Annotated in this window: 24 protein-coding genes; 2 read left to right on the forward strand and 22 right to left on the reverse strand. The window is 38.0% G+C overall.

The features are described from left to right. The 4 genes from QNH48_RS17420 to QNH48_RS17435 all read right to left on the reverse strand — a co-directional run bounded on the left by QNH48_RS17420 (position 1) and on the right by QNH48_RS17435 (position 4,262). Positions 1-756, reverse strand: a complete 756-nt coding sequence (locus QNH48_RS17420; RefSeq protein ID WP_283951307.1) for an SDR family NAD(P)-dependent oxidoreductase — start codon at positions 754-756, stop codon at positions 1-3. A gap of 69 nt (positions 757-825) precedes the next feature. Next, positions 826-1,548, reverse strand: coding sequence for an SDR family NAD(P)-dependent oxidoreductase (locus QNH48_RS17425; RefSeq protein WP_283951308.1), 723 nt, complete (start codon positions 1,546-1,548; stop codon positions 826-828). Positions 1,549-1,599: 51 nt separating this feature from the next. Continuing rightward, positions 1,600-2,532, reverse strand: coding sequence for an alpha/beta hydrolase (locus QNH48_RS17430; protein WP_283951310.1), 933 nt, complete (start codon positions 2,530-2,532; stop codon positions 1,600-1,602). 86 nt (positions 2,533-2,618) lie between these two features. Then, positions 2,619-4,262, reverse strand: coding sequence for a flavin-containing monooxygenase (locus QNH48_RS17435; protein WP_283951312.1), 1,644 nt, complete (start codon positions 4,260-4,262; stop codon positions 2,619-2,621). A gap of 230 nt (positions 4,263-4,492) precedes the next feature. Between QNH48_RS17435 and QNH48_RS17440 the strand changes: the two genes are divergently transcribed. Further along, entirely contained in the window at positions 4,493-5,398 is a 906-nt protein-coding gene (locus QNH48_RS17440; protein ID WP_283951314.1) for a LysR family transcriptional regulator, read from the forward strand. A 61-nt stretch (positions 5,399-5,459) separates the two neighbouring features. Here the strand turns inward: QNH48_RS17440 and QNH48_RS17445 are convergent, their stop codons facing one another. From QNH48_RS17445 to QNH48_RS17515, 15 genes are all read right to left on the reverse strand, one after another. Further along, positions 5,460-6,536, reverse strand: a complete 1,077-nt coding sequence (locus tag QNH48_RS17445) for a TRAP transporter substrate-binding protein (protein WP_283951315.1) — start codon at positions 6,534-6,536, stop codon at positions 5,460-5,462. 49 nt (positions 6,537-6,585) lie between these two features. Then, the gene (locus tag QNH48_RS17450) at positions 6,586-7,650 is read right to left on the reverse strand and encodes a TRAP transporter substrate-binding protein (protein WP_283951316.1); all 1,065 of its coding nucleotides are present in this window, start codon (positions 7,648-7,650) and stop codon (positions 6,586-6,588) included. A 77-nt stretch (positions 7,651-7,727) separates the two neighbouring features. After that, positions 7,728-8,996: a TRAP transporter large permease gene (locus QNH48_RS17455; protein WP_283951317.1), complete on the reverse strand. Its 1,269-nt coding sequence runs from the start codon at positions 8,994-8,996 to the stop codon at positions 7,728-7,730. Positions 8,997-9,026: 30 nt separating this feature from the next. Continuing rightward, the gene (locus QNH48_RS17460) at positions 9,027-9,569 is read right to left on the reverse strand and encodes a TRAP transporter small permease (protein WP_283951318.1); all 543 of its coding nucleotides are present in this window, start codon (positions 9,567-9,569) and stop codon (positions 9,027-9,029) included. Positions 9,570-9,668: 99 nt separating this feature from the next. Continuing rightward, the gene (locus QNH48_RS17465; RefSeq protein WP_283951319.1) at positions 9,669-11,114 is read right to left on the reverse strand and encodes an aldehyde dehydrogenase; all 1,446 of its coding nucleotides are present in this window, start codon (positions 11,112-11,114) and stop codon (positions 9,669-9,671) included. 202 nt (positions 11,115-11,316) lie between these two features. Next, entirely contained in the window at positions 11,317-12,081 is a 765-nt protein-coding gene (locus tag QNH48_RS17470) for an SDR family NAD(P)-dependent oxidoreductase (RefSeq protein ID WP_283951320.1), read from the reverse strand. A gap of 366 nt (positions 12,082-12,447) precedes the next feature. Then, positions 12,448-12,921: a GNAT family N-acetyltransferase gene (locus QNH48_RS17475; RefSeq protein ID WP_283955807.1), complete on the reverse strand. Its 474-nt coding sequence runs from the start codon at positions 12,919-12,921 to the stop codon at positions 12,448-12,450. Positions 12,922-13,010: 89 nt separating this feature from the next. After that, the gene (locus QNH48_RS17480; protein WP_283951321.1) at positions 13,011-13,469 is read right to left on the reverse strand and encodes a GNAT family N-acetyltransferase; all 459 of its coding nucleotides are present in this window, start codon (positions 13,467-13,469) and stop codon (positions 13,011-13,013) included. A 57-nt stretch (positions 13,470-13,526) separates the two neighbouring features. Next, positions 13,527-14,795 (reverse strand): MFS transporter, encoded by a 1,269-nt coding sequence (locus QNH48_RS17485; RefSeq protein ID WP_283951322.1) that lies wholly within the window; start codon positions 14,793-14,795, stop codon positions 13,527-13,529. Between the two features lie 211 nt (positions 14,796-15,006). Next, a complete protein-coding gene (locus tag QNH48_RS17490) occupies positions 15,007-15,762 on the reverse strand; it encodes a class I SAM-dependent methyltransferase (RefSeq protein ID WP_283951323.1) in 756 nt (251 codons plus the stop codon). A gap of 283 nt (positions 15,763-16,045) precedes the next feature. Then, a complete protein-coding gene (locus tag QNH48_RS17495) occupies positions 16,046-17,032 on the reverse strand; it encodes an NAD(P)-dependent alcohol dehydrogenase (protein WP_283951324.1) in 987 nt (328 codons plus the stop codon). A 178-nt stretch (positions 17,033-17,210) separates the two neighbouring features. After that, the gene (locus QNH48_RS17500) at positions 17,211-18,710 is read right to left on the reverse strand and encodes a malate:quinone oxidoreductase (RefSeq protein WP_283951325.1); all 1,500 of its coding nucleotides are present in this window, start codon (positions 18,708-18,710) and stop codon (positions 17,211-17,213) included. A gap of 241 nt (positions 18,711-18,951) precedes the next feature. Then, positions 18,952-19,143, reverse strand: coding sequence for a twin-arginine translocase TatA/TatE family subunit (gene tatA / locus QNH48_RS17505; protein ID WP_133367912.1), 192 nt, complete (start codon positions 19,141-19,143; stop codon positions 18,952-18,954). A 22-nt stretch (positions 19,144-19,165) separates the two neighbouring features. Further along, the gene (locus tag QNH48_RS17510) at positions 19,166-20,881 is read right to left on the reverse strand and encodes a GMC family oxidoreductase (RefSeq protein WP_283951327.1); all 1,716 of its coding nucleotides are present in this window, start codon (positions 20,879-20,881) and stop codon (positions 19,166-19,168) included. Between the two features lie 46 nt (positions 20,882-20,927). Then, entirely contained in the window at positions 20,928-21,683 is a 756-nt protein-coding gene (locus tag QNH48_RS17515; RefSeq protein ID WP_283951328.1) for a gluconate 2-dehydrogenase subunit 3 family protein, read from the reverse strand. Between the two features lie 110 nt (positions 21,684-21,793). On the opposite strand from QNH48_RS17515, the gene QNH48_RS17520 reads away from it, so the two are divergent. After that, positions 21,794-22,519: a hypothetical protein gene (locus tag QNH48_RS17520; protein WP_283951329.1), complete on the forward strand. Its 726-nt coding sequence runs from the start codon at positions 21,794-21,796 to the stop codon at positions 22,517-22,519. 140 nt (positions 22,520-22,659) lie between these two features. Here QNH48_RS17520 and QNH48_RS17525 read toward each other — a convergent pair whose 3' ends face one another. Genes QNH48_RS17525 through QNH48_RS17535 form a run of 3 tightly spaced genes read right to left on the reverse strand, consistent with a single transcriptional unit; the run spans position 22,660 to position 25,884 of the window. Continuing rightward, positions 22,660-23,613 carry an N-acetylglucosamine kinase gene (locus QNH48_RS17525; protein WP_283951330.1) on the reverse strand — a complete coding sequence of 318 codons (954 nt, stop codon included), beginning with the start codon at positions 23,611-23,613 and terminating at the stop codon, positions 22,660-22,662. After that, positions 23,606-25,129, reverse strand: coding sequence for an argininosuccinate lyase (gene argH / locus QNH48_RS17530; protein ID WP_481858426.1), 1,524 nt, complete (start codon positions 25,127-25,129; stop codon positions 23,606-23,608). Before argH ends, QNH48_RS17525 begins: the two co-directional genes overlap by 8 nt. A gap of 23 nt (positions 25,130-25,152) precedes the next feature. Beyond that, positions 25,153-25,884: a creatininase family protein gene (locus QNH48_RS17535; RefSeq protein WP_283951332.1), complete on the reverse strand. Its 732-nt coding sequence runs from the start codon at positions 25,882-25,884 to the stop codon at positions 25,153-25,155. Between the last annotated feature and the right edge of the window lie 10 nt (positions 25,885-25,894).

Below are 25,894 nucleotides of genomic sequence, written 5' to 3' on the forward strand. Positions count from 1 at the left end.
TTACAAAGCTCCCTTTCCCCCATCAATCCGATACTGAGCTCCAGTAATGAAAGCACTTTCATCACTAGCCAGAAATAAGACTAAATTTGCAATATCATACGTCGTTCCATAACGTCCCAATGGTATACCTTTTGCAATAGTTTCTTGTTTAACTCCCATTCCCTCTTCTAAAGAGCGCATCATTCTTGAATCGACTGCAGTAGGATGAATAGAATTTACTCTTACATTTGCATTCGCTGATCCAATGGCTGCAGATTTTGTAAGTCCCACAACTGCATGTTTTGATGCGATATATGGTGAAATATTGGGACTGGCATCTAAGCCTGCACCTGAGGAAGAGTTAATGATACTACCACAACCTTGGGCTATCATATTGGGAAGAACATATTTCAATCCTAAGAAGACTCCTCGTACATTAACATTCATAACCGCATCAAAATCCTCTAGGTTTTGTTGCACAAGTGGGGCAACTTTCCCTTCAATTCCAGCATTGTTAAAAAAAACATCAATTCTCCCAAAATGTTCAACACAGGTATTTACGTAATTCTTTACATCGGATTCCTTTGATACATCCGCAATAACCGTTATGATTTCACCAGAAAGTTCTAATTCTTCTTTCGCTTTTTTCATAGCATCTTCGTTTATATCAACTAGAACCAATTTTGCTCCTTCTTTTAGAAATTTTTCCGCAGTTCCTTTTCCTATCTCTCCAGTTGCACCTGTTATGATAGCAACTTTACCCGAAAGCTTGCCCATACTCTTCCCTATCTCCCTTTATAAATCTTAGGATATCTCAATACTTTTTCTTTAACGTCCTGAGTTTTTTTATATGGCAGTATATCCTCCATCCACTGCAATACATGCTCCTGTTACGAAGGAGGCCGCGTCACTTGCTAAAAAATTGATTACATTCGCTACCTCTTCGGGCTGTCCTATTCGCCCCATTGGATGCTTCTTAGCGAAAACCCTGCGTGTTTCCTCAGAGGTTAATGGTGTAGCAATAACTCCTGGACAAACTGCATTAACTCTAATATTATGTTTTGCATGAGAAGTCCCTGCAGCTCGAGTTAAATTAACCACTCCACCTTTTGAACCTGAATATGGAGCATGACTTGAAACGCCGACCAGTCCGAACATAGAGGCTATATTGATGATAGCCCCCCCGCTCCCCTGCTTTAACATTTGGGACATTGCATATTTATTTGTTAAAAAGGTACCATTATAGTTAATGTCATTTACTTTAAGCCATTTATCGTAGCCTACCTCCACAATATTTCCTGGTCCCAAACTAACGCCTGCACTTGCCACTGCAATATCAAGCTTCCCATATTTTTCAATGGTTTTAGTGACCATCAACTTTATGTCTTCTTCTTTTGTTACATCAACCTTTACAAATGATGCACCAAAATCCCAGGCAATATTTTCACCTTCCTCATTGATGTCTGCAATCATAACCTTTGCACCGTTTTCAATAAAATTCTTAACTGTGGCTAAACCTAGTCCACTAGCCCCTCCAGTTACAATAGCTACTTTTTCTATTAAATTCATAAATCCTCCGTTTTTCTATGAATTTCCATATGGTAGAATTACAGCTTTATTTCACTGTTCTAGTGTACTTATAAAGTCTCTTATACTCTCGCAGGTCTTTTCAATTCTTTCCTTAAAAAATGCATAGTTTGAAAAATAACCATGGACTAAACCGTTTTCATTTTTATATATCACTTTTACCTCAGCTTCCATGAGACGTTCTGCATAGGCAATTCCTTCATCTCGGAGTACATCGTTTTCAGCAGTGATAATAAATGCTTGTGGAAGATCATGTAAATCTACACTAATGAGCGGTGCTGCATAAGGATTTGTCCTATCCTCTTCGTTCCTAATATAATGATTACCAAACCATTTCATTAAATTTCGATTAAGGGCATAACCTTCTGCAAATTCATAATAGGTTTCTGTGTTATAGGATAAGTCTGTTACAGGATAAAGTAATACCTGTGCAGCGATGTCAGGTCCCTTTCGGTCCCGAGACATCATGGCCACAACTGTTGCAAGGTTTCCACCAGCACTATCTCCAGCTACAATAATCTCCGAGTCATTTCCATTAATGTTCGAAGCATTATTCTTTACCCACTCTAAAGCGGCATATGAATCTTCTGCAGGTATTGGAAATTTAAACTCTGGTGCAAGTCTATAATCAACGGAAACGACCACACTATTAGTTTTATTAGCAAGCACTCTGCAGCTTGGGTCAGCTCCATCAAGGTTACCTAAAACCCAGCCCCCTCCATGATAGTAAATAATAATTGGGAAAGGCCCATTACCCTCTGGAGTAAATATCCTTAAACGAATATAATCGCTCGGACTAACAGATATATCGCGATCCTTCACGCTAGCAACTGATGCAAGTTCCATCTCTAGATTTTTTGCCTGGTCCAGTATTGCTCTCACATCAATAGGATCCATTGTTGTAAAATCTGGTAATTGATTAAACGCAGCGACATATTCCTGTGCTTCTGGTACTAACTTAGCCATTCAGCCTCTTCCTTCCAAAATATTTTTACTTACTGCCATAAGATACTAATATCCATATCATTATAAATTTCTAATAGAATAGCTAACTATTTATAAGAAACTGTATTTGATGCAGCTGTCAAAATAAAGCCTTCATAATTCTTTGAAGCTATTTCATCACATATATTTCTATAATGACCATATCCGCCCACATAAATTGGAAATCTCTTAGCTTTGCCTTCAATATTAGCACCGTTATACCAGGATTCAGATTTCATATAGAGCGTTTTTTCTGCCATCTCTCTACAGTGCTTGCTCCATTCTTCTTCAGCTTTCACTTCTGCTTCAATCTTTTCAATGCCGTGTTTTCTGAGGTACTCGATACAATCCGCAACCCATTCTACGTGCTGTTCAATCGCAACTGGCACATTACCTAATACAGATGGGCTCTCTGGACCGGTTATCATAAAGTAATTTGGAAAACCTGCATTAGCTACTCCAAGATACGTTCTAGTCTGGGCGCCGTTATCCCACTTTTCTCTTAATGAGACACCTCCTTTTCCCCGAATATCCATTTTCAACAAAGGTCCAGTCATTCCATCAAATCCAGTTGCGAAAATAAGAATGTCAAGATCATATTCTGCTTCACTAGTTTTAACTCCCTTTGATGTTATTTCTTGTATAGGTGCCTTTTTGACATCTACTAAAGTGACATTATTACGGTTATATGTCTCAAAATAATTCGTATCAATAACTATTCGTTTGGTTCCAATGGGATAGGATGGAGTTAGTTTTTGAGCAATTTCGTTGTCCTTAACCATTTCACGTATCTTCTTCCTAACAAATCTGGCTACAGCCTCGTTTGTTACCTCATTCGTAATAACATCCATAAATGAAGCTACAACTAAGTCTGGTCCGCCTTTTTCCCATAGTTCCTCCATTACTTTTTCTCTTTCTTCAGGTGTTGCCTGTTGAAGACTTTCATACTTATATTCACGTGGTGATCCAGCCCTAGACTCTCTCATGCTTTTTCTTATTTCTGGAAAATTGTTTTTTACTTGTTGAATTTCACTTTGTTCAAGTAATCTATTCCTTGCAGGAATCGAATATTGTGGAGTACGTTGAAATACAGTCAAATGATCAGCTTCTTTTGCAATGACTGGAATGGCTTGAATTCCTGATGATCCTGTTCCAATAATTCCGACTTTTTTTCCTTTGAAATCAACCTTTTTATGTGGCCAGTGTGCCGTGTGATACCATTCCCCTTCAAAGGATTCTAGACCTTTAAAATTTGGAATATTAGATGCTGAAATACAACCTACACCTGTAATGAAGTACTTTGCTTCAATTCTGTCACCTTTGTCTGTTTCTATTAGCCATTTATTCCCTTCTTCGAGATAGTGTGCAGAAACGACTTTTGTTTCAAATTGGATATCCTCCCTGAGATCTAAAGTATCAGCAACATAATTCAAGTACCGTAAAATTTCTGGTTGTTCAGGATACTTTTTTGTCCAAGTCCAACCTCTATATAATTCTTCTGAAAAAGTATAGTTATAGTAAATACTTAGGGAATCACATCGTGCGCCTGGATATCGATTCCAATACCAAACTCCACCAACACCATTTGCTGCTTCAATAACGGTTGTTGAAAATCCTGCCTCTTTTAATCGATGAAGCATATACATCCCAGAAAACCCAGCACCTACGACCACTGCATCCAATTGCCTAACCCTTGTTTTTGTATTTTCCAAAATAAAATCCTCCTAATAATTATTATAATTTAAAAAATATTCTTTATTTTCATTTTATTAATAGTCCTTTTTAATGTAAAATAAGTATATGTTTATCTATCGCTTAAGAAAATGTTATAGGAACTACCTCTTTTCACGTAACCATACATAAAGTTTGTTTGATACACGCTTAAGTATGAACTTATGATTGATAATAAATATTCTATTTCTAGATTGGAGGGCTATAATAAATGAACATATCACAATTAGAATACCTAATAGAGGTTGCAAGAGTTGGAAATATTTCTGTTGCATCTCAAAACCTATTCGTCTCTCAAGCTGGTATTAGTCAAGCCATAACGAGTCTTGAAGAAGAATTAGGTGTAAAAATTTTTAAACGATCACGTGCTGGCGCAATACTTACTGAAAGTGGAAAAGAAATAGTCAAAAAAGCAGAAGAGATTTTAGAAAAAGTTCAAGAGTTAAAAGATTTACCTACAATACCAAATACAATAAGGCAAGAAGAAATCAAAGTAGCTTTGACCCCTGGAGTGTACCCAGTTCTTCAGAAGAACCTATCATTATTTAAATCGAAATATCCAGATATATCTATTCGGTTTAATGAAGGTGAATCAATGGCACTTTATGATGATATCAAAACTTTCAAATCCGATATAGGTGTTATTGGCTCTTACAAATATACAAATTTAAATACTAGTGATATATTCTTCGAAGAAATCTTCAAGACAAAGATAAAAATCCTGGTTAGCAAAAATTCACCCTTCGCCTCAGTTGGTAAAATGACTCCACAAGAATTTGTAAATCAACCTGTTGTCCTTTATAACAGTCAAACTTTCATGAACTTCTTAAAGCCATTCAAATCAAAGTTTGGTGATGTAAAGGACTTATTTATTTCCAATAACTTAGACACCGTAAAAAATCTAATTATCGAAGAGGATGCTGTATCCCTTTTTACAGAGGTATTTATAAAAACAGATCCAGACATACTTAAAGGAAACCTAATTCCTATCACCTTAATGAATTTTGACCAAGAATATATTTCCTACGGGATAGTCTATTCTAGAAAAAATAACCAATCTACTGCAATGAAGCAATTATTAAAATTCCTTAAGGAGGAACTTGTCGTTTTCTGTTAAGGACAGGTAAAAAAATAGTGGCTGACTAAAAAATAGTTTTAGTCAGCCCTATTCAGTTCCATTATGGTCTAGTGTTTTCTATTTCATCGAGTAATTCCTGACCGCCTTTAACCGTTTTTGACCATTTGTCATGTAAAGGTAAAAGGACTTCCTTAAACTCATTGTGTTCTTCCTCAGTTGGAAAATAGACTTCAATGCCTTTCTCTTTCGCACCTTTATCATAAAGTTCTTCCAAATTCTTCAATGAAACACCATCAAGATATTTATCTAAATCCTTACCAGCCTCAACCATAATGTCCTGTAAATCTTTAGGAAGTGAATCAAATTTCTTTAAAGACATCATTACAGTCAACGTATAAGAATTTATTGGAACGGAAGTCCAAGTTTTGATAGGATAGTTGCCAAGTGCATAGTAGGCGGATGAGGCTAAACCATCGATAACGCCTTGTTGGACAGCAGTTACTACTTCTGTTGCATCCACCACAGTTGCACTGGCTCCTAAGGCAGAAATCGTGTCATTTAGCATGGTACCACCGGTTGACCGAATTTTCAGACCTTTAGCACTCTCTAAATCTGTAATCATATTATCTTTACCAGTAGTAAATATTTCACTGTAATAATCTTGAGACATTGAGATTACCTTTAATCCATGTTCTTCTGTTTTCGCTTTGATAACCCCTCCACCTTTTTCACTATCTGAGAAAGCTCTTTTATGTTTGAAATAGAGAGAAGGATCATCCTTACTGAAATCAAACAAATAAGGTAATTCAAATAGGTACCAAATTGGATCGATACTTCCAATTACAGATGAAATCGGCAAAGCCATATCAATTTGTCCATTTATCAATGCTGGAATTTCTTGCCCAGGCGGCATTAATTGACCACTTGGATAAATTTCAAGAGATAATTTTCCATCACTCCGTTTTTCAATTTCATCATTGTACCATTCAAGCGTGTGTTGTTGCAGAGATGTTGGTGGATATGGATGAGATACTTTGAAAACATACTTTTCACCACTAGACTTTTTGGAATCATTATTTCCCTTGGATGCCTCTTGGCTCGTTTCATTAGCTCCTCCACAGGCTGTTACAATGAGCATCATCAGGATGAACACTCCAATAAAAAAATGTTTTTTCAAAATAGATTTCCCCCTAAATTTGAATGGTCTATGGATCTGTGCATTTCTATTACGGTCTAGTGTTTTCAACCTCATGAAGTAATTCTTGTCCATCTTCTACTGTTTTGGCCCATTTTGCTTGTAGCGGTACTAGAACTTCCTTAAACTCATCATGTTCTTTTTTCGTTGGGAAATAGACTTCCACCCCTTTTTCTTTTGCTCCTTTCTCATATATCTCTTTAATAGCTGCTAATGAAATTTCATCAAGATATTTATCTAAATCTTTTCCAGTTTCAACAAGAATTTCTTGTAAATCGGCAGGAAGCGTTTGAAATTTCTTTTGAGACATCATGACAGTCAACGTGTAATTATTCATAGGGGCTGATGTCCAGGTTTTAATAGGATAATTGGCAAGCGCGTAAAAGGCTGTCGTGGTTACACCATCAATAACCCCCTGCTGGATAGCCGTTACAACTTCTGAAGGGTCAACGACCGATGCACTTGCTCCTAATGCTTCGATGGTGTCATTTAGAATGGTACCTCCTGTAGATCTAATTTTCAGACCTTTTGCACTCTTTAAATCAGTAATCATTTTATCCTTATCCGCTGTAAAAAATGAGCTGTAATAATCTTGAGACATGGATAGTACTTTTAACCCATGCTCCTCTGTTTTCGCTTTTATTACCCCACCACCTTTTTCACTATCAAAAAAGGCTCGCTTATGCTTAAAAATTACTGAAGGATCATCATTATCGAATTCAAATAAATAAGGTAATTCAAAAAGATACCAAATTGGATCGATGCTGCCAATGACGGAGGAAATAGGTATGGCCATATCAATTTGACCATTGAGCATTGCTTGAAGTTCTTGCCCAGATGGCATTAATTGACCGCTTGGGTAAATTTCCAGCGATAATCTCCCATTACTTCGTTTGCTAATTTCATCGTTGTACCATTCAAGCAGTTTATGTTGGTGGGAGGTTGGTGGATGACCATGAGATACTTTTAACACATATTTTTCGTCCTTAGATCCGTTATTTTCCTTCTGAGGACCATTATTTGTTTCAGATGTTCCACTACAAGCCGTCATGATACATACCATTAGAATCAAGATCCCACTTAATACCTTTTTCAATTGTTATCCCCCTTGATTAAAAGTTCTGTTTTACTGCAAATTATTTTTTTCCCCTTAAGACAGACGTCTTCAAGGGCTTATCCTACTAAAGCTGTACTTAGCCAAGGTACATATAAAAGGACGAGAGCAGCAATGATTAGAGCATACAAGTAAGGCATTGATCCTTTTACTACAACACCAACATTTTCTTTAAAATAACTTGATAATGCGAAAAGACTTCCTCCTACTGGTGGGGTTATTTGTGAGATCATCATCAATGCGCAAGTCACAACACCAAAATGGATGGCATTAAAACCTAAACTAGTTACCACAGGATAGAGGATAGGCATTGTAATGAAAAGGATCGGTATTGGTTCCAAGAATGTCCCTAGAACAAAGAAAAGCACTAAAATTAAGAGCATGATGACCCATGGAGACACTGATAGCTCAGTTAAAGCTCTAGTAATTCCTTGTGGAAGTTGTGTATACATTAGGGCGGTTGAAAACAATTGAGCTCCACCTAAAATAATGTATATAACTGCAGTCGTCATCATAGAGCTCTTAATACTTTTCACTAAATTTTCACGTGTAAAGTCTTTCCTATTAAAAATGAAGCTTATGATCAGTACATATAAAACGGCAACGGCCGCAGATTCTGTTGGGGTAAATTTTCCTGAATAGATTCCGCCTAGTACAATAACAGGCATTAGCAAAGATGGAATCGCCTCTAAGAAAGACCTTTTAATAACTGCAAACGAACTTTTCTCTTTTACCGCGGCATTTTCTTTTGAGCTAACTAGCACAGCCGTAATGACTAAAATGATTGATATGAAAACACCTGGGATAATTCCTGCAATAAACAGATCTCCCACATCGGCTCCAACCATAGAAGCATACAAAACGAAGAATATACTAGGAGGGATCATAGATCCTAATGTTCCAGCAGAAGCCACAATTCCCATACTATTTTGCATCGAGTAGCCTAGAGCTTTCATTTGTGGAATCATCAAAGTTCCTACAGCTACAACCGTTGCAATTGACGACCCTGAAAGGGCTCCAAAAATGGCACATGTGATAACGGTAGCAGCAGGAATTCCACCTCGAAAATGGCCGACTAAATCATTGACAACTTTTAACATTTTGTAGGCAGGTCCCATATAGGTCATAAGGTTTCCTGCTAGTAAGAAATAAGGTATAGCTAATAAAAGCCAACTATCAATTGAAATGAAAAATTGAGTTGGAATGCTTTCTAGCGGTAACCCCGTCAAAAAGATACCCCAAAATACCCCACCGATTCCCAACGATAACCAAATAGGAACTCCAATTAATAGTAAAATCAAGAAGACGATAAAACCTAGTAAAATCAAATATATTCCCTCCTTTTCAATTTTTTAATTTTACATTTGGAGTTCCTTTATTTCGTTTGTGTTGTTACTCTCATCATAATTTCCACGAATTTTCATTATATCTATGATGATTAAGAGAATAGAATAAAGACACGCAAATAACATTCCAAGTGGTATGGCTATAGAAGGAAGTGCAAGTAGCATGGTCCCCGAAGTTGTTTTAATACCTAATTGAAATAATGAAATGACCCATTGTGTTCCCGTCCAAAATAGAACCGCACAGGAAGCCAATAAAATGATATTAATTAGTAGTCTATTAATTTGTAAAAATTTACCTTTTAATACACTATTAAGAAAATCCATCTTAATATGTTCATCCTTTTTTATTAAAGGACCGAGATACATGAAAGTTCCATAAATGATTGTGTAGCGGCACAGTTCTTCAACCAATGAGTAAGAAGTATCAAAAAAGACTCTACTGCCCATATTAAAAAGTGCAAGAACTGTACTAACAACTAGTAAGGACAACGCCGATACTTCTAGAATTTTATCTAGTAATTTGGTACACGATTCTAGCTTTTTGATCCTATTCATAATTGGCCCCTTTCCCCTGTTTTTAAAGAAATGGAGAACACTAATGTTTGGTCTCCATTTCCTTTTCGTAAGCTAGCGATTATCGATGCTTTTTCAATATCAACCTTCTAAATCAACGACAACGGTCTTTACCTGCGTAAATTCTTTTATCGACTCCAATCCATTCTCCCTGCCAACTCCACTAGATTTATAGCCGCCATACGGAGTGACCCATCGTGTATAGCGATAGGTATTCAACCAAACCATCCCTGATTGCAAGGCTTTCGCCATTCTATGTCCTCTTGCGATGTCCTTCGTCCACACAGCAGCTGTTAACCCATAAGAAACACCATTGGCAATTTCAATCGCTTCCTCTTCAGAAGAAAATGGAATCACACTCACTACTGGTCCAAATATCTCCTCTTGGGCAATCCTCATCGTTGGCTTAACATTCACGAAAAGAGTTGGGTTCACATAGTATCCCTTTTTCAAATGACGAGGTCGATCTCCACCTAAAACTAATTCGGCCCCTTCTTCTTTTCCTATTTGTATATAGCTCAACGTTTTTTCCAATTGTTGCTTATGAGCATGTGGACCAATGTCCACCTGTTCATGAGGATTACCAACTTTAATCTGGGCAGCTTTTTCTTTAAATTTCACAATAAAATCATCATAAATATCTCGATGTACAAGAACTCTTGAAGATAAGGCACAAGACTGACCAGTAATGGCAAATCCATGTTCAACAGCAGCATTAAGTGCTTTATCTATATCCGCATCTGGAAAAATAATGTTTGGAGATTTCCCACCTAATTCGAAAGAAAATCTTTTAATATTACTAGATTCAGCAGCTGATTTCATAATTTTCCGAGCTGTATCTCCATATCCAGTAAAGGCAATCTTATCTACATCAGGATGGGAACTTAGTCGATCGCCAACGACTGATCCATAACCTGTCACAACATTAATAACTCCTGGAGGAAAACCAGCTAGTTCAGTAAGTTTGGCTATTTCTAATGCTGTTACAGGTGATGTTTCAGCAGGTTTGACGACAATGGTATTTCCTGTTGCTAACGCTACCGTCAATTTCCACGTTAGTAATTGGATTGGGCCATTCCATGGAATGATTGCAGCTACCACCCCAATCGGTTCTCTTATTGTGAAAATATGCTTATGGTCCTCAAATGGGATTGTTTCTCCATGAATTTTGTCAGTGATACCGGCGTAATAGTACCACCATTGGTTATACATTTTTGCTTCTCTTGTCGTAATGTGGAGGGGCTTTCCATTTTCTTTTGTTTCAAGACCCGCAAGGAAATTGGCATTTTCCTCCATTAAATCGCCCATTTTCCTTAATATTGCTGAACGTTTATACGTACTCATTCTTTTCCAAGGACCATTAAAAGCCTTTTGTGCAGCTTTTACAGCACAATCAACATCTTCAACCGTTCCTTCAGGAACTTGTGCCCAAACCTCCTCGGTTGCAGGATTTAGGATATCCATCTGCTTTTCAGTACTACTATTTACCCATTCACCGTCGATAAATAATTTATTATAAATCTCCATCTTTTCCTCCTCGATTAAAAAAATCCCTTTTTTGGCCATCAATATTAAATACCCTTCCCCCGTAAGGTTTAAAGAAGAAAAATAGTTAGAAGAGAGGTTTTATCCAACCCCTAATTATCATTATTTTTTGAATGTTTGTCGTTATTTCCGATATTCTTTAAGCCTGCATATGTTTGATTGTAAACGTTATCATTTTAAGAAATTAGGCAGTGTAAGCTCCATCTACAGGTAGATTTACACCACTTATATATGCTGATTCATTTGATGCAAGAAATAGAGCAGCACTTGCTATATCATTTGGTCGTGCAAATCTACCTAAAGGAATTTTGTCCAATATAAATTGCTTATTTTTTTCGAGATCATCATCCTCAGACCTTGTCATAAACTGGACCAACATTGGCGTCTCTGTAAGACCAGGGCAAATACCGTTTACTCGAATATTATCCTTTGACAAATTAACTGCAAGAGATCGAACGAGGTTAACTACCGCACCTTTTGCCGCTGAATAAACAACACTATATGGAGAAGCAATAAGTCCAGAAACGGAAGAGGTGAAGATAATGGATCCCCCGCCAGCTTCTCTCATCGCTGGGAGTACATATTTAGTAGTAAAAAATCCACTTTTCAAGTTTAGTCCCATTGCAAAGTCATAGTCTTTTTCCTCCACATCCTCTACACCACTTGGACCGGGAGTACCTACATGATTCCATAAGATATCTATCTTGCCGTACTGTTCTGTTATTCTTTCAATAACTTGTTTTATAGCAACTAAATCTAATAAATCCGTTTTGAAAAATTGTGCGTCTCCACCATTTTGTTTAATCTCATCAACCACTGCATCACCATGTTCTTGGTTGATATCTAAAATAATAACCTTCGCACCTTCTTTGGCAAAAAGATTAGCACCAGCTCGCCCCATTCCAGAAGCAGCTGCAGAAATCACTGCTACTTTTCCATCCAATTTCATACGATCGACCACCTTCTCTTCAGATTAATATTAAAGTATTTTATTTAAACGCTTACATTTTAAGTTATTTAAAATAAAACTCATTTCTTACTATCCAATTAGGAACAAACCTCATTTCTACTATCCTCCTTTTGTACCTATTTCAGAAAAAATAGAATTTTCTAAATTTAAATTCATTATAATTAATATATTATCCACTGTAAAATAACTAAAAGTTTATGAAATAGTAAACAAATTGTTTAGTAAACACTATCTAACCATTGTTATTCACATATTTTTATCCATAAAAAGAGCATTTCTCCTGTATGAAGAAATGCGTATCAGCATTATTTAGTAGGTTTGAAAAATTTGAAAATCCTGAGTCGGTTACTCCCACAAAGACAAAGCCATAATGAATTGCTCCCCAATCCTTCCGACTTTCCTTCTCCCTGTATCTTGAAAACCAACCTTCATATAGAGCTTTTGTGCAGGGATATTTTTATGATTAACAGCTAACACAATTTCATTGCACTCAGGGAATTCTTTTTGTACAAATTCACTTAATAACAACATACCTTGCTTGGCATAGCCTTTTCCTTGATGAACATAATTAATCGAAAATGCGGTAAGCAGCATCGCTCTTGGATTATCTGAGTACTCCTTTACCCTATCGGTTGTGTGTAAAAGAAAGAACCCAACAGGCTCATGTTCACTGAGAATAACAATCCGGTACTGACCATCAGCTACTTCTGTAACCTTTTTCGGTAAAGCCGTAAATTTCTCTTGCTCCTCAGGAAGTTCAAAAGAATGTAACTGAGTTTCATACTCCTTAGAGAAATGGACAAGTTCAACGGCTTTCATTTTTTCCACATCATATCCCCCTTGGTATTCACATATAAATCGTTCAACACCAGGATACTTTTCCCCACTATTCTCAAGCCGTTCATCTCCTAAATGCTAGTGCTTTTTTCATAAATCTTGAGATGCCCGCCGCTTGGTCCATAGGCAATCCCGTTTTGTACCCATCCGTATTTTTCATAATAATTTTCAAGATCAGTAGTCAAATAAAGCTTCTTATAGCCCTTTTTGTCGGCCTCACTCAAACCGTGTTCCAAAAGCTTCGCACCGATTTCTTGCCCCCGGTATTCTTTATCGACGAATAGGCATGCAAGCCACGGACATAAATCCTGACGGCTATTAATATCATTTCTCAAGATAGCATACGAGCCAATAATATTTCGATTATCTACTGCGACATAGAATCTTGGAAGGTCTTCTGATGTTTCAGCGGAATGAAGAATACAATCCTCGTAAAACTTATAATTATCTTCTGTCCCCCAAACGTTCCAAAATACCTCAATGCCTTCCTTCAAAAATTCATTCCCCTTTCGAAGCTCAACAATTTTCATAAACAAATCCCCCTTGTACCTATCTTGCTTTTGAAAAGTAACGAATTCTGTTATCAATTATAAAGCATTTAAAACTATTTTTTCTTCCGTTTTTTCCTCTTTGATCATAATGACTCCTACCACTCCCATCAAAGAAAACAGAACAGGAATGATAAATCCATAATGATATCCAATATTGATAGAATCCTGAGGAAAAAAATCTAGTACCTTTCCGAAAACAATCGGCAGCAAAACAGCACTTATAAATCCACCCATATTGGAGAATCCTGTCACAACCCCTACCTCTTCAATAGGAAAGGATTTACGCACCACGGCAAATGTCAGTGCACTTGCACCATTTCCAAAACCTATGAGGAAAAACAAAATGACTACTAGTATAAATGAAGGGTTCACTCCTGATAGAACCAATCCTCCCCAACTTAAAAAGGTAACGATGTGAACAAAGGTATAAACTTTTTTCATAGCCCCTAGTCTGCTTGTAATCCAGCTAATTAAAGGGCCGCCAAGAATGGCTCCAAAAAGACCATACATCATTAGCTGGCTCGCTTCTGAGCGGGATAAATCCAGTACATGGATTCCATACGGAACTCCCCATGAACCGATAAATCCCACATACGCTCCAACTAGCCCAAAGTGACATAGAAACGTTGCCCAAGCTTGACGTGCGGCAATAGTTCGACGAAGAATCACCCAAACACTTTCTCTATTTTTTGCACTTTTCCTTTTCATTTCGATATCAACTTTAAAGATTCTTTTAGGTTTCAATACAAGGACTGTATATAGAAAATAAGATAATAATACTAAAATGATACCTATCGTAAGAAAAGGTGTTCTCCAACCTGCGAATGAAATCCACACAGAAAATGGAACAGTAGCCATTAATGAGCCTAGGCTCGAAAAAAGCGAGATCACACCCAATAATTTTACAAATTCGTTGGCTTTAAACCACTGGCTCAAAATGATAACCAGATTGACAAAAATCATCGAATCTCCTATACCAACCAAAAATCGAGAGAAAATCAATACATATTCATTTGGCGAAAAATTGTAAATAATGCAGCCTATTCCAGTAAGAATGGTACCCAAAATAAGAAATCGATTGGGACCATACCTGTCTGATAATAAGCCGACCGGAATTTGAAATCCTGCATATGCAAAAAATTGAAAACTACTCATTAGACCTATAACAGCTGCTGAAACATGAAAATCCTTCATTAAATGATCCGTTATAAGTCCTGGAGCAGTTCTCTGGCTTATTATGATAAAGTAAGCCAATAAGACGGTACTAAAAACGACCCATCTATAACTGCTTTCCTGTTTGTTCATTTTTAAAATCCTCTTCCGTTTGTATTTTTCAACACTATCTAACTGTTAAAAACATTATAAACTAAACAAACCTCTATTAGGGAATATCTGTCATTACTTGAAGGTTATATTATATTATTTCTCTATCCCGGATTCAATAAGAAAGCAGAGCAAAATCATAGATATGAATTACTCTGCTAATAAATTGTTTATGGATTGATATTTATTTACCTTACACTTTACCTAGATAACTTCGAGTATAATTCGGCATGAAGATTTTTCCATTATGGCTGTATTTTTCAAATAGATTTGTGATGGCTTCAACAAAGAATTCAAATTCCTTGTCTGATTCTTTAAGTGAATAGGAAGCTGAGAGATTCCTGCCCAAGAATCCTTCAAAATCCATGACTAAATCATTGGGAAACTTTTTAAATTCAAATTCATCATGCCGAAAAAATTGATTAAATAATTCTTCACCCTCTCCAATTCCACCGCTAAACCCATAAAAATTCGGACAATATTTTTTAAAAATCTCAGCATTTTCCTTAATCAGCGGGCTGGTAAAATCCCTGCTATTCCAAACCAGCGACACCTTTGCTTCCTGCTTCAAAATCCGTTTACATTCGAATTTGAACTTCTTTTGGTCAAACCAATGAAATGCCTGAGCTGCTATAACTAGGTCGATACTTTTGTCCGGTAAAGAGGTTGCTTCAGCTGACCCTTTTATAGAAGTAAAATGTTCATACTGTTTTAAGTCTTGTTCAGCTTTTGTTCTCATGTCATCATTCGGTTCCACCGCTACAACGCTAACTCCTCTCTCGAGTAGCTGCCGGGTTAGAATGCCTGTGCCTGAACCAATATCTGCAACCCTACTACTCTCATTCAAAGAATTTACTGAAAGTAAATAATCGATATACTCAGTTGGGTAACTAGGTCGAGATTTTGAATACACATCTGCCTTCCCGCTGAATTTATCTGTTGGTTTCATATGAAATTCCTCCTTCGCATGATAAGGTCCTCGATTAACGAAAATTCCATAAAAACGGAATAACTAATATTAAAACTCTATCAGATTAATTATATATAGAAGTTATACACTTAAGGTCATACTCGTATTTAGTTTTGTTTCGCTCTCTCAATCATTTTGCCTTTCCTCCTAAAAAATTAAAGTACTAACATGTTCCTTTACTTCTACAAAAAAAGCATTTCTCCTTCATGAAGAAATGCTTCCGTTAGCTATTTGATAGCTATATTGTGATCTTATTGTGATCTTAGGATTTATTATGATCTTCTACAGTTATGACGACATTTCCCTTTTTGTGTCCTTGCTCGACATATCTATGGGCTTCAACGATTTCTTCGAACCTATAGTTTCTATCAATGACCACTTTTACATTGCCGTTTTTCACAAGTTCTTTAAGGAAGTTTAGTGCTTCTGCAGTCTCAGGTGAATTTCGACTCAATATTAATTTCTTGCTGGTTGTCAATTGAGTCCATAGCATTCTAGCACTTGGCAGCGGTTCAGTGACATTAATATAGGTACCGTCTTTCTTTAACAGTTTCATACAATCTGTAAAGGAGCTCTTGTTTACCGCTTCAAAGATGACATCATACGTTTCACTGTTACTAGAAAAATCTTCTGTGGTGTAATCTATTACCTGATCAGCGCCAAGTGATTTTACTAACGCTAGATTCGAAGTACTGCAAACCCCTGTAACTTTTGCTCCAAAATACTTTGCAAGTTGTACTGCATAACTCCCTACACTTCCTGAAGCACCATAGACCAGAACCTTTTGTCCTCTCTGAATGTCAGCTTTTCTCAGAAAAAATAAAGCTGTACGGGCACCTATTGGAATGGCAGCTGCTTCCTCATAAGTGATATTGGAAGGTTTTATTGTGACAGGACCATCTTCCGGCAGACACTTATATTCAGCATAAGCACCAAAACCTGCTAGAGATGCTGCAAAAACCTGGTCACCTTCCTTAAATCTTTTGACATCCTTCCCTACTGACTCGACTACTCCCGCTAACTCCATCCCCAATACCTCTTTTTTCGGTTGTTTGAACCCAAGAGTTATACGTGCCGGCAGCCAAAAAGCCGAGGGAACAATAAAACCTCTTGACCGAATATCTGCTACTGTTACAGTTGTCGCTTTTATTTTGACCAATATTTCATTTTCTTTAGGAATAGGTTTATCTATCTCTTTCAGTTGAAGAACGTCGGGGGGACCATACTTTGTATAAACAATGGCTTTCATTCATCTGCCTCCTAATCGCTATAGTTATAAATATCTATAGTTACAATTAAATAGAACAATGGTTTTATAGTATTTGGAATTGAATATAAAAAAGCAGAAAATTTACAAGTTGTTAATAAAAACCTGCAAATTTTCTGCTCTTTGATTATTTTGCTCATTATTTTCAGCAGCAAATGACCTAACTATAAGCCAGCTCTTTTTCTGTTAGACCGAGCGACTGCTCAGTCGATGAATGAATTTCTTGTAGCAAATCTGGGTTTTTCATTAGTGACACGCCGTAAGAAGGAATCATTTCTTTGATTTTCGATTCCCACTCATTAATATGTTGTGGGAAGCATTTTTTGATTACTTCAAGCATTACCTGAACGGCAGTAGAAGCACCCGGAGAAGCTCCTAGTAATGCTGCGATCGAGCCATCAGAAGAAGTTATGACTTCCGTACCAAATTGAAGAGTTCCTTTTCCTGCCTCAGTATCTTTAATAACTTGTACACGCTGACCCGCTACTACTAAATCCCAATCCTCACTTTTAGCGCTTGGGATAAATTCACGTAACTCTTCGATGCGCTGTTCTTTTGATAACATCACTTGCTGAATCAAGTATTTGGTCAAAGGCATTTCTTTTGCGCCTGCAGCTAACATCGTTAACACATTATTCGGCTTTACAGAGGTTACTAAATCGAGCATTGAACCTGTTTTCAAGAATTTTGGTGAGAATCCGGCAAATGGTCCAAATAACAAAGATTTCTTATTGTCGATAAATCTTGTGTCAAGATGAGGCACAGACATTGGCGGGGCGCCAACCTTCGCTTTTCCGTATACTTTTGCATGATGCTGCTCTACAACATCAGGATTGTTACATACCATAAATATTCCGCTTACCGGGAAACCGCCAATATTTTTCCCTTCAGGAATACCGGACTTTTGCAGTAAATGCAGGCTTCCTCCACCGCCTCCGATAAAGACGAATTTTGCAGTATGGCGTTTGACAGTACCGCTAAATTGATTCTGCACTTTCACTTCCCATAAGCCTTCACTCGTACGTTTCAGATCATTAACACTATGATTGTATTTAATTTCTACATTTTTATTTTCTAAATGAGTAAACAACATCCGCGTTAACGCACCAAAGTTGACATCCGTTCCAGAGTCGATTTTTGTTGCCGCAATAGGTTCATTCCATGCTCGCCCTTCCATAATTAGCGGAATCCAGTCCATTAGTTTTTCCGGATCTTCAGAAAACTCCATCCCTTGGAAAAGTGGGTTTTTTGTGAGCGCTTCAAAACGTTTCTTTAAAAAACTAACATTTTGTTCCCCTAGTACCAAACTCATATGAGGCAATTGTCTGATGAATTCCTGCGGATTATGTACCAGCCCGCTGTTTACTAGGTAAGACCAAAACTGCATGGAAACCTGGAACTGCTCATTTATACTTATTGCTTTACTAATATCTAAAGATCCATCAGGTTTTTCGGTCGTGTAGTTAAGCTCGCACAGTGCTGCATGCCCGGTTCCCGCATTATTCCATTCGTTCGAGCTTTCTTCTCCCGGGTTTTCGAGTTTCTCAAATACTTTTATTTCCCATTCTGGTACTAATTCTTTTAAGATGGTCCCTAAAGTGGCACTCATGATTCCGGCGCCAATTAATATGACGTCTGTTTTAGTTTCTCCGTTGCTCATTTTTATCAACCTTTACACTAAAATTTGAAAAATATAGGTGTTACACGCCTTTTTCAGCTTCTTTTACCACTATATTAAAGTGTATTACATGATTTATAAATTAATTATATACTATTATATGATAATTATAAATTATTTAAAAGATTTAAAAAGAGAGAAGTCCTCAACAAGTTCTAAGAACAAAAAAAACCAAAGTCTAAACCAAGCTTTTGCAATGGTTAAGTCTTTGGTCTCCCTATGGTTATGGCTGCTGATTTTTACTATTTTCGAGGATTTCCTCTTCTTCATCGATGATTGAAGTGGCTGTTCGTCTAAATTCGGATAATGTCTTTCCAAACGCTGACCCGATTTCAGGAAGCTTTTTAGGACCAAAAATGATTAAGGCGATGATTAAAATGAGAATTAATCCTGGGATGCCTATATTCGAAAGCATATGTTCCTCCTCTTAGCGTGATTTAAGCTAATATGCCACCTTTTTGACTATAGGATAAAATCCCTTCAGCTGCTCGGTATGAGAATGCCCCGACCGTGCCGGTTGGATTATAGCCGCTATTATGTGCGAACGCTGAGGCGCCAACTACAAACACATTTTCAGCTTCCCACATTTGCGAATAATTATTTACGGCAGATGTATTTGGGTCTGCGCCCATGATGATACCGCCTGTGTTATGAGTGGATTGATAGGTGGTAATATCATAAGGACCCAGTTCCTCCATCGTATCGATATGATCCGCGCCCATTTCTTTCATGATTTCTTTGCATCGTTCCGATAAATACTTGGCTAGTTGGCGGTCTTGCTCTTCAAAATCATAGGTAATCCGAATTAACGGATCGCCAAATTCATCCTTGTATGTCGGATCAAGGTCAATATAATGATGCTTAAATGGCATACTTGCTCCTTGTCCGCCAACGGATAAAACCCGATTTGCATATTTGACCGAATTGGCTTTAAATTCTTTACCCCATGAAGGAGTACCTTTTGGGACCGTGTTATTTGAAATCGGCCGAAGACCGGTTTGAGAAATGGCAATCGAGCCACCATGAATAAAATTAAGATTGGAGTGATCAAAGTTATCGCCATTAAAATCATCTACTGTCATGCCGAGTGCACCTGCACCAGCAAAAGTATTAAATTCTTCCTTTTCAAAGAAGCCGGTTGCATTTCCTTTTTGGACTTGGTAGGCATAATTTTTCCCAATCACCCCAGTCCCAGACACCGGGTCATATGGACGGCCAATGCCCGATTGTAATAATAACCGAACATTATTAAATACATAGCTTGTTAACACCACAATATCAGCAGGCTGTTCAATTTCTTCCCCCGTTGTTGTATCCACATACATGACTCCGGTTGCTTTATTGCCAGATTTCAACACTCGCCTGACATTGGAATGCGTGCGAATTTCAAATTTTCCAGTCTTTTTTGCTACTGGAATAACGGTCACAACAGGGTCTGCTTTTGCCCCATATTCACAGCCGAACCTCTCACAATAAGCACAATATTGACATGCTGCACGCGCTACCCCATCCGGATTTGTGTACGCCTCTGAAAGATTTGCGGAAGGGCGATTATAGGGATGAAGCTTTAAGTTGGTAGCCGCCTTCTTAAATTTTTCAAGTGCTGGTGTTGTTTTCATCGGCGGGGTTGGATACGGACTGGACCTTTTCCCAGCTAGAGGGTTTTCTTCCCCTGAAATCCCAGCCATTTTTTCAAATTTATCGAAATATGGCTCCAATTCATCATAGGTAATTCCCCAATCTTGAATGGTCATATCCTTTGGAATCTTTTTTTCACCGTATCTTTCAATGGTTTTGCTGCGAATTTCAAAATCGTATGGGAGGAAGCGGTAGGTTTGTCCGTTCCAATGAACACCCGAGCCCCCTAGTCCCTCCCCTAATAGAAAGGAACCGTACTGCCGCATTGGCAGAGCACGGATTTTTTCATTTCCTCTGAACGTAATCGTCTCGTTCGAAAGATTCTGCATCAGGTCGTACCTTAGGGCATAACGAAGTTCATCATGTATCATAAAATAATCTTCTGTTTTTCGTTCTTTTCCTCTTTCCAATCCGACACAATTTAAGCCTTGTTTCGTTAACTCGGCTGCAATAATCCCACCAGCCCAGCCTACTCCAACAATGACAACATCAATTTTCGGTAATTTCTTTACCACTTCTTACACCTCATTCATTGTCGATTTAGTGCAAATTCTCTTTACATTAATGTCCAAGGTGATCCTTTAGACTTTTTGGAGGAATGGCTTTAAATTCTTTATCAATGATTTCTGTATAAGTCATTTGACTTCCGGGGTAATTTCGCATTTTCCAGCCCTCCATGTTCCGATTTCCACTGTACAAAGGGTCACTAAAGGCCCCTTCTAATGTACTGCTCCGCAGCATGTTGAAAAAGCCACTTGGAGAAAGGGTCGTAAGGTTAACCTTGTCCTCTGCAAAATCCTTTAATATATCGTCTTGTTCCTCTTCGCTTAGCTCAACAAAATTCTTTTTATACTTTGTTAAACTGTGATTTTGCAATTCTCGTAAACCAATATCGAAAATTTCACGTCTTCTAAGACGACCTTGATAGCCTTGGACTTTTTCTCCTTTGAAGAAAGGAGGCTGCATGTATTCCCTTGAATTAAAGCCCCAGTCCCCACTTAATTGGTGATCAATAAAATAGGCAACACCTAAATCCTTCGCACCTGGACCATTATCATCAGCAGGAAAAATCCGCTCCGTTGCGGCCTCAACCAAGTCAAATTGCTCTCGAGAAAAATACATCAATGCAAGATTATAGTTTTCGGCCACCCGCTGATTTTTAACATCTAGATTATTTGTTGTTTTGTCTTTAAAGGGAAGTAAACTGCCTAATGCACCGCCTACAGCCAATCCTCCAACCGCAATTCCAGAACTCTTGAGGAATTTGCGACGAGAAAGTGATTCCTTCTTTTCTTGTTGCTTGTAGTTTTCTGCCATAAAATCCACCTCCTACATTTTAAGGATAGATTACCCCAAAAAAATCCATTCATACGTAAAAAAAATTTGGGCATGATAACATTAATTCTATTTTTTTGAGGTGGTAAAAAATGAAAATTATGTGGAAAAATGCGGCTATTTTCAGTGCAGCCTTATTCCTCACAGCGTGCTCAGGTCAACAAAATGTACTTGATGATTCTGTTAAAGCCGAAGAAGGCCAGCATGACAATCATGGAGCACACCAAACAAGCGTCTATGATAAAAGTATTTCAGCAAGAAATATGAATGATGGCTTAATTATTCCTAGTGAAAACGGGGAAAAAAGACAAACAACGGATGAACATGGGGGGACCTCTCATGGAGCGGGAACAAATGTTTACAGCTTGATTGGAAGCTCAGGTTTAAATGATGGCGGGATTTCTTCTCATCTTGAATCTAGATTAGGCGGTGAAGGAATCAATGGTATAAAGGTGTTTGTATTAGACGACACGGTCATCCTTGCGCGCGCAACCCCTGAAGTGACTTCCAATCAATACGATTCCATGCAGGAGCATGTCCTCAACGGTGTAGATGGAATGTCAAGAAAAGACCTGAACAAAAAAGATCCAGCTAATATGAACAATACAGCTGCTCAAGATGTGGATGATAACCTCGAGAAAGCAAAAAATTATATGAACAAGGTCTTCAATGGCAATGTCCAGACACTTACCGTAACAAATCCGGAAGCAATGGTGCTTATTGAAAAGATTAAAAACAATTTAAAAGCAGACTCCGTTCCATATGATACCGTTTCACAAGATATTATTACGCTCGTAAAAATGACGAGGGAAAAATAAGCAATATTGGAAGTGCGGGGATAATAAATTGCAGCGATTTTCTAAGGTTCGACCTTAGAAAATAAAAACGAGTGTTTCACGGTTTTCTTGATACCGATGAAGCACTCATTTTTCATAACCCTCATTCATCTCTTTCCCACTTACTCCAGACTGCTACAGTAATTCAAACCACGCTTGATAATATAACAAATCGGTTCTTCTATGGTCGTGATAATTTTAACGTTTGGAGTGATTAGTTGAATTCTTTCACTTACTTGTTCTTTTATATAAGCATTGTGATGGAAGACGCCGCCTTGCAAAATTATTTCAAAATTGTCCTGTTCGATACCAACTTTAACAATAGCTGTTTTTAGGAGCAGTATTAGTTCATTCACTGCATGATCTAAGATTCGTATACTAACTGCATCACCTAACCGATAGGCCTCATCCACTACAGTAGCAAGGGCTCCAACATCGTCAACAGAGTAGGAATCACTATAAGTCCAATTATATAAATCTTCAATTTTATCGAAACTAAATTTATCCAATACAAGCCGAGACAAAATCGTTTCTTCTCCACGTCCATCCTGCATTTTTAAGACAGACTGAATGGCTTGTTTTCCAATCCAATAGCCGCTTCCTTCATCACCGACTCGGTGTCCCCACCCGCCTGAACGAACAATTTGTTTATTCCCGTCATGAGCGTACACAATAGAGCCTGTTCCGGCGATTAAGAGGATGCCAGCTTTATCTTGGGTAGCTCCTAATAAGGCGGATAGGCAATCATTTTCTACTACTAAACTTCCAATCTCGATCGACAATCCATTAACTGCATGCTGAACCATACCTGCTACGACTTTTTCATCCTTTGCCGTATCAATTCCAGCTAGTGCAAATACTGCTTTTTCCACAGCCATCAAACCACCTGCGTCTTGAAAAGCAGCAAGAATGGCTTCAACTAAAGCCTCTTTGGCAGCTTCCGCCCCTACTACCTGATAATTAGAAGCCCCGGCCTTTCCTTTACCAAGAATTGTTCCATCTTCATTAACAAGGACAGCCAATGTTTTCGTGCCGCCACCATCGACCGCGAGCAGTTTGATGGGGTTCTTATTCATGTGCTCCAGTCCAATTCGTAATAATCTCCTTAACCTTTAAAGCAGATGTAGTAAGGTGATCTTGTCTTTCATTTAACCAGCTTGCTAATTCTTCCTGTTCCTGTATTCGGACTTGAATTGTTTTTTCCATTCTGCTTGGGCTAGGTCCACCTTGTAAATCACGGATTTGAACAAAGTATTCAGGGCTTAGGCATTGTTTTAATTCTTCTTCTGTTAGAACAGATTTCTTTCCTGCTACATTTTTTGATTGATCGTTTAAAAGTTCCAAAGTTAAGGATTCTAATGATGTTTTTCCGTTTTTCATCAATTCCTTAACCGTTAAACTAACCACATGGTGGGCCTGACGGAAGGATAATCCATCTTTTCGGACAATGGTATCGGCTAATTCAGTCACATTTGCAAAGCTTTCTTTTGCTCTTTTCAGAAGGGTTTCTTTATTAACCTCCATCGTGAGTAAAACAGACGTTAATAAATCATAAATGCCGCCTAATCTTTCAATTGCTTTCCAGATATAAGGCTGCATATCATCCTCAGTATCAACAATATCTCCAAAGGGTGTATTATGGACCATTAGTAAGACTGTTTGACAATCCCCTGCTACACTAGATAAAAGGGCCCTCATATGCTCAATCGAAACAGGATTTCGTTTTTGCGGCATGATTGAACTAATTTGCACATAAGGTGCCGAAAGAAGAAATGCACCATACTCCTGTGTACCCCATAATAAGAAGTCTTGCATGGATCTTCCTAAATTTAGTGCTGATAACTGAACAGCGGTCGCACTCTCCGCTATATAATCTGCGCCTGCAACAGCATCCCAAGCATTATCAATCATCTCCTCGAAACCAAGGAGTTCTTTCATACGTTCTCGATTAATCGCAAATCCTGATGTTGTTAAGGCAGCTGCTCCCATACTGCTGCGATTGACCGTTTTGTAGGCTGCCTGCATCCGATAGATATCACGTGTAAGCATATCGGTCATCGCATTTAAATAATGACTCAATGTTGTTGGCTGCGCCTGCTGGGTATGTGTGTAACCGATCATCACGGTCTCTTTATGTTCATCTGTCAATTCGATAATGGCCTCGCGAAGGTTTAACGCCTTTTCCACCAATACTAAAAGCTTCTTTCGCAGTGTCATACGGTAAATAGCAATGCCCATATCATTTCGGCTTCTTGCTATATGAAGATTTCCAGCAATATCACCTGCATCTTCAATTAAAGAATGCTCAACTTCAAAAAATAAGTCCTCAAATTCACCGGTGTAGCTTCTTCTTTTAACATCTTCCATATCCAAGTTAGAAACGGCTTTCGCAATTTTTTGTGCCTCTTCACTTTCAACAAGCCCTTGTTCCACGAGCATGATCAAATGGGCATTATGAATCTCCACCATTGATTCAATAAATTGTTGCTTTGCCTCATCATAGGCTGGTTCAAGAACCATGGATGTATAGGTTTTAGAAGGAAAAGTTGTACCTTCTTTTTTTAAGATTTGCTCTCTAAGTGAGGGTTTCACATTGGTCAATCCCTTCGATTTGATTAATATTCAAGCCAGTTTTTGATTAAATCATTCATATTTACAGATGCTTTTTCAACAATTATCTTGCCCTTTTCATAAGAGGTTTGCTGAATAAGCCCTGTATAACCATCCCATGCCTTCGGAGTTCCTTCTACAAGAATGTATGGGTAATTAGAGAGAGGATGCTCCTCTTTAAACTCTTTATCCTCTTCTTCTACATGTACTAAATCAGGACGAAACGCTTTCACAGCAGACATTTCGTATGGTCCGCCATGCCCTCTGCCTTTTGTACCTTCAAAACCAATTTCTTCTGCAGCGTCGATTGCAACCATTTGCCACCAGTTCACTAATAAGAAGCTTGTATCCGGATGCTTGCCTGTTACATATTCCGCTACCGTTCGAGAAACACCCATATTGCCATCATGGGCATTTAATAAAATTATTTTCTTAATGCCTTGTTCAATAATACCCATCGTAATATCAATCAAGTATTCGTGAATAATGCTTGGTCGAATCGGAATGGTCCCTTTATATTTGTTGGTTTTTCCAGGACAGGCTGTATAAGGAACCGTTGGGAACACGGCACCCCCTAAGCTCGTATCAATCAAATTCGCAAAACCTTCTGCTAAAACAATATCCGTACCTAAAGGAGAATGTGGACCGTGATACTCAAAGCTCCCTAATGGAACAACAGCAAATGTTGCCTGCGCAAGCGAATGTAGGTCTCTTCCATGAACATCACATGCTTTCAATGAGATCCCC

This window comes from Neobacillus sp. YX16 (assembly GCF_030123505.1).
Classification (GTDB): Bacteria; Bacillota; Bacilli; order Bacillales; family Cytobacillaceae; genus Neobacillus.